The following is an 8,427-nucleotide window of genomic DNA, read 5'->3' as shown; positions in this document are numbered from 1 at the left end:
CTCGGCGATCTCGCGCGCCGCTCGCGCATCGCCGCGCCGGCGCCGGCCTCGAAATGCAGCCCGCAGGCGGCGCGCCGCAGCAGATCGCGCAGGACGTTGTGTTCGGGGCAGACGTCGGCGAGCCGCTCGATCCAGTCGCCGTCGAACCAGACCACGATCGCGACCTGCGCCGCCGCCGCGTCGATCGAGCGGTTCGAGGCCCAGGTATGCGGCAGGTTGGGCGGCACCAGCACCAGGTCGTCGGCGCCGTAGGCGGCCACCGAATCGCCGATATAGCGCTTGCCCTGGCTGTTCAGGGTCAGCGTCAGTTCGTACTCCGGATGGTGATGCCACTCGAAGGGGATCCGCGACAGCCGGCGATGGTAGATCCGCACTGAGCAGCCCTGGCCGAAATCGACATGTTCGTAAGCGGGTTTCATGGCCGGATCCGCAATGAGAATGGCGGGATCGTATCACTTCCGTCCACCGTGCCGACATACGATCCGTCTCACCCACAACAGCAGACGGAGACGACATCATGGCCCTCTACATCGACGACCTGCCCGCCGCCATTCGCCAGGCCAAGCGGGAATTGCGCGCGGCGCTGCCCCATTATCGCGAGGTGTTCGCCGAGGTCGAGGCGGCCATGCGCGAGGCGGCGCGCGAGATCGCCGAGGAGCGCGCGCGCGGCGCGGCGGTGATCCCGGAGATCGAATTCGCGGCGATCGTCGCCGGGCGGGTGAGCGAGGCGCAGCTCGCGCGCGTGAAGTCGCGCGGCGCCTGCGTGATCCGCGGCGTGTTCGAGCGCGAGCGCGCCGAGCGCTGGGATCGCGAGATCGCCGACTACGTGGAGCGCAATCGGCTCGACGCGCGCCTCGAACATCGCGCCGAGGACAAGTACTTCGGCCAGCTCGCTTCCAGCAAGCCGCAGATCCATGGCGTGTACTGGTCGGCGCCGCAGGTGGAGGCGCGCCAGTCGCCGGCGCTGACGCAGGCGCGGGTGTTCCTGAACCGGCTGTGGCGCGCGCACAGCGAGGGGCGCCGCCATTTCGATCCTGACCAGGTGCCGGCCTATGCCGACCGGCTGCGCCGCCGGCCGCCCGGCTCGGCTTCGCTGGGGCTGTCGGCGCATTGCGACGGCGGCTCGGTGGAGCGCTGGATCGAGGCCAACTTCCGCCGCGTCTATCGCCACGTGTTCGCCGGCAACTGGCGCGACTACGATCCCTTCGACGCGGCCTGGCGCACCGAGGTCGAGGAGATCGCCTCGCCGGCGGTCTGCTCGATGTTCCGCACCTTCCAGGGCTGGACCGCGCTGACCGCGCAAGGCCCCGGCGACGGCACGCTGCAACTGGTGCCGATCGCCAACGCGATAGCCTATGTGCTGCTGCGTGCCCTGCAGGACGACGTCGCCGAGGACGACCTGTGCGGCGCGATGCCGGGCCGAGCGCTATCGATCCGCCCCGAGTATCACGCGCCGCTGTTCGAGGCGCTCTCGTCGATCCCGCTGATGCAGCCGGGCGACACGGTGTTCTGGCATGGCGACGTGATCCACGCCGTGGAGGACGCGCATCGCGGCGCCGGCTACAGCAACGTGATGTACATCGCCTCGGCGCCGGGCTGCGCGAAGAACGAGGCCTATCTGCGCCGGCAACTGCCGAGCTTCCTCGCCGGCGAGAGCCCGCCCGATTTCCCGGCCGATCACTTCGAGGTCGATTTCGACGGCCGCGCGAGCGCGGCGGACCTGACGCCGCTCGGGCGCGCGCAGCTCGGGCTGGACGAGGTGGAGACGGCGGCGCGCTGAGGCGCCGCTGGCGGCGGGGAAGGCACGCGGGCGATCGCTGCGTGCTGCGCGATCGTGCTGCCGCGCGCCGGCGCTCAGGGCGTGGCGCTGCTGCAATACTCGGCGAAGCCGGGGCGCGCCGAGAGCCGCTGCTGGTAATAGGCCTCGACGGCCGGCAGCGAGGGCTGCTGGAACGGCGTGCCGAACCAGCGATGCACCGACAATCCGATCGCGATATCGGCGATCGAGAAATGCTCGCCGGCCACGAAGGCGCCGGTGTCGGCGAGCCGCGCGTCGAGGATGCGCATCAGCCGGGTCCAGCCCGCGATCGCCTCGGCGGTGGCTTGCGGATCCTGGTGCGCGGGCGACTTGCGCACCAGGCCCAGGAAGGCGTAGCTCCAGGCGCGGTTGAGATCGGTGGCCTGCCAGTCGAGCCACTGGTCGACGCGCGCGCGGGCGACCGCCTCGGCCGGGTAGAGCGCCTCGCCGCCGTAGCGCGTGGCCAGGTAGCGGATGATGGTGTTCGATTCCCACAGCACGAGATCGCCGTCGCGCAGCACCGGCACCAGGCCGTTCGGGTTCAGCGCCAGGAATTCGGGCGTGTTGGGCGAGCGGAAGCCCGCGCCCCAGTCCTCGCGCTCGAACGGCAGTTGCAGTTCGGCACAGGTCCACAGCACCTTGCGCACGTTGATCGACGGTATCTTTCCGAGAATGTTCAGCATGGCGGCTCCGCTCGAGGGGAAGGGGGAAGGCGAGCCGGCAGTGTAGGCGAGCGCGGGCCGATCGGCCATGCACAGTCGAGCGGCGCGTGCGCGGGAGAGTGTGCGGAGGCCGGGCGGGACGGTGCCTCGACAATTCTGCACATCCGGGTTTTTTGCCGCTTGGCATGATGCCGGACGATATCGGCATCGACGGAAACAGGATCATGCGTTTCGGGTGGAGATTACTGGCCGCCGGCTTGCTCGTCGCGACGACGGGCGGATGTTCCAGCCTGACCGGCCTTCTGTATTGCCAACAAAGCGGGATCCGGATCGTGGACCTGCGCTGCTTCCCCCTGGCTTCTCCCTGAACGTGGGCGAATCGGAAAGGCCACTGGGACCTTTCCGATTGCCTTCCTGGCGATGCCCTCAGAACCGCTGCCGGATCCCCAGGCTCACCAGCGCCTGCGAGCGGGATGCCGAGGAATGGCCGTTGCCCTTGTCGGATACCGAGGCGCTGGCCGCCACCACCTGCCCGTTCGCGTCCAGCGTGCTGCCCGAGGCGTGTTGCCAGCCGGCCAGCAGGTAGACGGTGGTGCGCCGCGAGAGATCGTAGGTCGCGCCGGCCGAGACGTTGTGATAGACGGCGCGCTCATCCAGCCCGTCCAGTTCGCTGCCGCGCGTGTAGCTGTAGCCGAGGAACAGTTGCGCGGCCGGGCTTGCCTGCCAGCGCGTGAAAACGCCGGCGATGTTGAAGCTGGCGTGGCCGCGGAACAGCGACTGCGCGCCGGCGCGGTACTGCACGTTGCTGTAGTTGACGCCCACCACCGTCGAGCCGAAATCCCAGGTCGCGCCGGTCGCCACGATCTGCTGCGTCTGCGCGCTCGCGTAGCCCTCGCTGATCGATGAGTTGAAGGTGCCGTCGTCGCCGCTGGCCCAGCCGCCGGCGCTGCTGTCGCCGGGGCCGGTCTTGCTGTTGTCGGAGCGCTCGAAGCCGGCGCCGAGCTTGAGCGGCCCGTTCGCGTAACCGGCGCCCACGCTCCAGGTGCCGCGACGCTTGACGCTGCCGGCCTGGTTGCCGAAGCCGTACATGGCGCCGAAGCTGAAGCCCGCGTAGTTCGCGCTGGTGTACTTGACCGAGTTGTCGACGCGCACCGTCTGGTCGAGATCGTCGATATCGCCCGGATGCGCGCCGAAGCCGCCGATATAGCTGACCGGCGCCACGCCGGACACGAAATCGTCGAGCGGCGTGTACTGGCGGCCGAGCGTGAGCGTGCCGTAGCGCTGGTTGCCGAGGCCGACGTAGGACTGCCGGCCGAACAGGCGGCCGCCCTGGCCGGCGCGGCCGTTGCTGATGTCGAAACCGTCCTCGAGCGTGAAGATCGCGCGCCAGCCGCCGCCGAGCTGCTCGGTGCCGCGCAGGCCCCAGCGGCTGCCCGACAGGTTGCCCGAGCTCAGGCCCAGGTCGGAATGGCCGGTCGCGCCCGGCCCGGTGCCGGTGCGCTCGTTGCTGCGGTAGGTGATGCCGGCATCGACGATGCCGTAGAGCGTGACGGACCCCTGCGCGGAGGCGGCGGTCGCCAGGCTCAGCAGCAGCGGGGCTGCGGTCAGTTGCTTTTTCATGATGAGCGAGTGTCGTTTTATGTGGTCGGGCCGGACGGAGCGGGGCGTCCGGTGATGCGGCGAGGGCGAGTGCGGAGGCGGCGGCCCGGCCGGGATCGACGGCCGGGGCGGTGCGGCATGCCGATGACGGGATCGGCCGCGGCTGGCGCGCATCCTGCAGCCGCTCGCCTCCGTGTGCGTCATGCTAGATGGGACCGGTTCCAGAATGAAGCGCGGCGATGTCAACAGACCGTTGCGTATCGCGTGACAGTCGGCGGGACGGGAGCAGTTGCCGTACCTGCCGCGCCGCGCCGGGCGGGGGCGAGCGCACTAGACGCGCGAGGCGATCGGCACCTCGAGCCGGCGCCTGGCGGGGCGCGAGAGCCAGGCCCGCAGCGGTGCGTCGACGTAGCGGTCGAGCAGGGCGACCAGCACCAGCATGCCGGCCACGAAGGCGGCCAGCGCGGGCTTGCCGTACACGGCGTGCCGATGCGGCTCCAGCAGCCGGTAAGCCAGCAGCAGCACCGGCACATGGAGGATGTAGAGCCCGTAGGAGACGCGGCCGAGCGTCTCGAAGGCGGGCGCGAGCCAGGCCGGCGGCTCGAACGAGGTGGCGGCATGGACGATCAGCGGGATCGCCACGAACACCTCGGCGATCGCGGCCGGGCCGGCCCAGCGCGGCGGGATCTTCGCGCACAGCATCAGCAGCACGGCCGCCAGCGCCAGCAGCGAGACGGCGGCGCTGGCCGGCCGCGGCCCGCCGCGTCGCAGCCGGAACAGCAGCGCGCCGGCCGAGAACGAGAAGCCCACCCGCGCCAGCGCGAGATACCACTTGCCGAGATCCCAGCCCTCGTCGATGCCGTGATGGTCGAGCGCGTAGCGCAGCATCACGATGGCGCACGGAATCATCGCCAGGACCAGGATGCGCGGCACCGCGCGCCGCACGATGGCCGCGAAGGCGAGGTTGGCGACGATCTCGTAGAACAGCGACCAGGCCGGGTTGTTGACCAGGTAGAGCGGCGTGGCGCGCGAGGGCAGCATCAGCAGCGACAGCAGCACGAACAGCGTGGTGGCGAACAGCGACGGGAGCGGCCGGCCGTGCTGGTGCAGGTGCGCCATCGCCACGAAGTGGCTCGCCAGGCCCAGCACGATGCCGATCAGGTAGAGCGGGTAGAGCCGGATCAGCCGCAGTTTCGCGAAGGCGAGGAAACCGAGCGCGCCCGAGCGCAGCCGCGCCTCATAGGCGTTGGCGACCACGAAGCCGCTGATCGCGAAGAACAGGTCGACCGCCAGGTAGCTCTGCGGGAAGCTCGGCGAATGGAACAGCAGCGGCGCGTGGCGGAACACGATCAGGATCGCGGCGAGCCCGCGGATGGCATCGAGGTTGGCGTACTTCCACTTCGTCATGGTGAATGAAGCGCGTTCTCTGGTGGAGCGGCGGCCGGCGCCGGCTGGCGACAGGGGCGGCTCGACGGTGACGGGCGGCAGGCAGCGGCAAGGCCATGGCGAGGGCAGCGGCGAGTCGCTGGCCGTCGCGGGCGGTGACGCGGGTGCTGGATATCGGCGGGCGTGATTGTAAGCCGGGACGCGAGGCGCTTGCAGAGGCTTTTCCGCTTGCTTGCAGGTCGCCAGGCGAGTGGAACAGGAGGGGTAAACGAAGCGGACGTCAGTTCGATGACGCGGCGATGCCCCCGTGCCGGCCGCTGTTTTCGATGGCGCCGACACGGCCGCGTGCGATACTCGCCGCTCGTCCGCGCGAGCGGAGCCAGTCACCGGAGGAGCCGCCGTGTTCGCGAGTTATGATCCGACCCATACGGGTTTCGTCGCCGAGATCGACGGCTGTCGTTGTGTCATCGAGGGCATCGCCTCGCCGATCGCGGACCAGATCGACTGGCGCTGGACCATCTCGATCGCGCACCTGGACAACCCCGACGGCATGGATCCCGACAAGTTCGACGTGCTGGCGACGGGGGAGACGGTGACGCCGCTGCAGGCCTCGCAGCAGATCGTGGCCTGGCTCGATGCGCATCCGCCCGAGGACGATGAGGAGGAAGACGCCTCGCCGGAAGGCGGCGAGGGGCGCTGAGCGGCGCTTCTTGCGCCGCCCGCGCCTGAAAGGAACCGAGGTTCGAGGGGCGGCGCGCCCCTCCCTGCCTCAGCGCCAGGCTTGCGTGAACTCCGCGATCACGCGCGTCAGGTGCGCCTGCATCGCCTCGCGCGCAGCCTGCGCGTCGCGCGCCATGATGGCCGAGAAGATCCGCTGGTGCTCGTCCTGCGAGGCCTCGCGCAAGGCCGTGTCGTGGAAATGCTCCTCGATCTTGCGCCACAGCGGATCGGCCCGCGAGCCGTCCCACATCGCCGCCACCATGTGCCTCAGCACTGCATTGCCGCTGGCTTCGGCGATCCCCAGATGGAATTCCCGGTCGGCCGCCTCGTTGGCCGCCTTGTCGCCCATGTTCTCGCGCATCGCGCGCAGCGCGGCGAACAGGCGGTCGAGATCGGCGTCCTTGCGCTCGACGGCCGCCAGCGCGGCGATTTCCGCCTCGATCAGCGCCCGCGCGCGCAGCGTCTCGATCGGCCCCGGCCCGCGCGGCAGATCGAAGGGCGTGGGCCGCGCCTCGCGCGTTTCCGCCACGTAGATCCCCGAGCCGACCCGCACCTCCACCACGCCGCGTACCTCCAGCGCGATGATCGCCTCGCGCACCTGGGTGCGGCTCACCGCGAAGCGCTCGGCCAGGGTGCGCTCCGAGGGCAGGCGCGCGCCGGCGCCCACGTCGCCCGAGGCGATCAGTTCGTAGATCTGTTTTGCCAGTCCGACGTAGGAACGGTCGGCCGCGTCGGCTTCGGCGGCGCGGCCCGGCGGCGTGGAAAAGACTTCGGCCATGCGATGTGCTCTCGAGATAAGGCGCCGGCCGGGAAGGGCCGGCCGGTGGAACGGGGAAAATGGTACACCAGTTTGGCCGGCCGCCGGCCACGGCCGATCCGGCTCCGGCCGAAATCCTTGCCAGCCGGCCCGCCGGGCCTGGTCGACACGTTTTCTCAACTGGTAAACCACTATTCCGCCAAACTGGTTGACCAGTGAGAATCTGGTCCAACCAGGCGGGGTCGGGCGATCCGGCGCGCCGCCATGCGACGTTCATGAAGGAGGAGCGCACGGTGAAGATGTCCTTTCGTTGGTACGGCGATGCCGATCCCGTTTCGCTGCAGTACATCCGCCAGATTCCCGGCGTCACGCAGATCGTGTCGGCCGTCTACGACGAGCCGGTGGGCGAGGTCTGGCCGCTGGCGAAGATCGAGGCGCTGAAGGCGAGGATCGAGGCGGCCGGGCTGCACTTCGAGGTGGTCGAATCGGTGCCCGTGCACGAGGACATCAAGCTCGGCAAGCCCTCGCGCGATCGCCTGATCGCCAACTACCAGCAGACCCTGCGCCACCTGGCGGCGGCCGGCATCCGCGTGGTCTGCTACAACTTCATGCCGGTGTTCGACTGGACCCGCACCGAGCTGGCCAAGACGCTGGAGGACGGCTCCACCTGCCTGGCCTTCAGCATCGCCGAGGTGGAGCGCATCGATCCGGCCGAGGGCATCTCGCTGCCGGGCTGGGATTCGAGCTACCAGCCCGGGCAGTTGCAGACCCTGCTGGCCGAGTACCGCGAGATCGACGAGGCTCGGCTGTGGGCCAACCTCGAATACTTCCTGAAGGCGATCGTGCCGGTGGCGGCCGAATGCGGGATCCGCATGGCGATCCATCCCGACGATCCGCCGCGCCCGATCTTCGGCTTGCCGCGCATCGTCAAGAACCGCGACGACCTAGCCCGCATCCTGAAGGCGGTCGACCACCCGGCCAACGGCCTGACGCTCTGCTCGGGCTCGCTCGGCGCGGGGCCGCAGAACGACGTGGAGGCGCTGGTGCGCGAGTTCGGCGCGATGGGCCGCATCCACTTCGCGCATATCCGCAACGTCAAGATCACGCCCGAGGGCGACTTCGAGGAGTCGGCGCACCTGTCGAGCTGCGGTTCGCTCGATATCGCCGCGATCGTGAAGGCCTACCACGACACCGGCTTCACCGGCTACGTGCGGCCCGATCACGGCCGCATGATCTGGGGCGAAACCGGCAAGCCCGGCTACGGGCTCTATGACCGCGCGCTGGGCGCGGTCTACCTGAACGGGCTCTGGGAAGCGCTGCAGAAGTTCGATCACGCCTGAGCCGCGCACGGATGCGGGCGCGGCGCCATGAGGCCCGCGCCCGCGTTTCATCGGGCGAGACGCGATACACCACCGACTACACCGACAAGCACGCCAACGTGCGACCGATGACGTCCGCCCGACACGGGCTGACGCGCCGGCAACCCAACGAAGCGGAGACCTTCG

The 8,427-nt window shown here is 69.8% G+C and carries 8 protein-coding genes; 3 read left to right on the top strand and 5 right to left on the bottom strand.

Features of this window, described 5'->3' with window-relative positions; genetic code table 11:
• Window positions 1–419, bottom strand: a 419-nt coding sequence (locus F3J10_RS21895; RefSeq protein WP_205200403.1) for an AraC family ligand binding domain-containing protein, incomplete at its 3' end; no start/stop codon positions are given.
• A 98-nt stretch (window positions 420–517) separates the two neighbouring features.
• On the opposite strand from F3J10_RS21895, the gene F3J10_RS21890 reads away from it, so the two are divergent.
• Window positions 518–1,780 (top strand): DUF1479 domain-containing protein, encoded by a 1,263-nt coding sequence (locus F3J10_RS21890; RefSeq protein WP_167242979.1) that lies wholly within the window; start codon window positions 518–520, stop codon window positions 1,778–1,780.
• A gap of 74 nt (window positions 1,781–1,854) precedes the next feature.
• Here F3J10_RS21890 and F3J10_RS21885 read toward each other — a convergent pair whose 3' ends face one another.
• The 3 genes from F3J10_RS21885 to F3J10_RS21875 all read right to left on the bottom strand — a co-directional run bounded on the left by F3J10_RS21885 (window position 1,855) and on the right by F3J10_RS21875 (window position 5,466).
• Window positions 1,855–2,481 carry a glutathione S-transferase gene (locus tag F3J10_RS21885; RefSeq protein ID WP_025101250.1) on the bottom strand — a complete coding sequence of 209 codons (627 nt, stop codon included), beginning with the start codon at window positions 2,479–2,481 and terminating at the stop codon, window positions 1,855–1,857.
• Between the two features lie 405 nt (window positions 2,482–2,886).
• Window positions 2,887–4,080 (bottom strand): porin, encoded by a 1,194-nt coding sequence (locus F3J10_RS21880; RefSeq protein ID WP_167242978.1) that lies wholly within the window; start codon window positions 4,078–4,080, stop codon window positions 2,887–2,889.
• Between the two features lie 309 nt (window positions 4,081–4,389).
• Complete coding sequence (locus F3J10_RS21875) at window positions 4,390–5,466, bottom strand: acyltransferase (protein ID WP_025101248.1); 1,077 nt, start codon at window positions 5,464–5,466, stop codon at window positions 4,390–4,392.
• A 379-nt stretch (window positions 5,467–5,845) separates the two neighbouring features.
• On the opposite strand from F3J10_RS21875, the gene F3J10_RS21870 reads away from it, so the two are divergent.
• Window positions 5,846–6,145, top strand: coding sequence for a hypothetical protein (locus F3J10_RS21870; RefSeq protein WP_013689484.1), 300 nt, complete (start codon window positions 5,846–5,848; stop codon window positions 6,143–6,145).
• A gap of 69 nt (window positions 6,146–6,214) precedes the next feature.
• On the opposite strand, the gene F3J10_RS21865 is transcribed toward F3J10_RS21870, so the two are convergent.
• On the bottom strand, window positions 6,215–6,943 hold the full coding sequence (locus F3J10_RS21865; RefSeq protein WP_025101246.1) for an FCD domain-containing protein: 729 nt from the start codon (window positions 6,941–6,943) through the stop codon (window positions 6,215–6,217).
• Between the two features lie 272 nt (window positions 6,944–7,215).
• Here F3J10_RS21865 and uxuA point away from each other — a divergent pair, with 272 nt between their 5' ends.
• On the top strand, window positions 7,216–8,262 hold the full coding sequence (gene uxuA / locus F3J10_RS21860) for a mannonate dehydratase (protein ID WP_345791230.1): 1,047 nt from the start codon (window positions 7,216–7,218) through the stop codon (window positions 8,260–8,262).
• The last annotated feature ends 165 nt before the right edge of the window (window positions 8,263–8,427 follow it).

It is taken from the genome of Burkholderia sp. Cy-637, assembly GCF_011753175.1.
Taxonomy (GTDB): domain Bacteria; phylum Pseudomonadota; class Gammaproteobacteria; order Burkholderiales; family Burkholderiaceae; genus Burkholderia; species Burkholderia gladioli.
The sequence above is the reverse complement of the archived record's forward strand: the minus strand, read 5'-3'. Positions and strand labels throughout refer to the sequence as shown.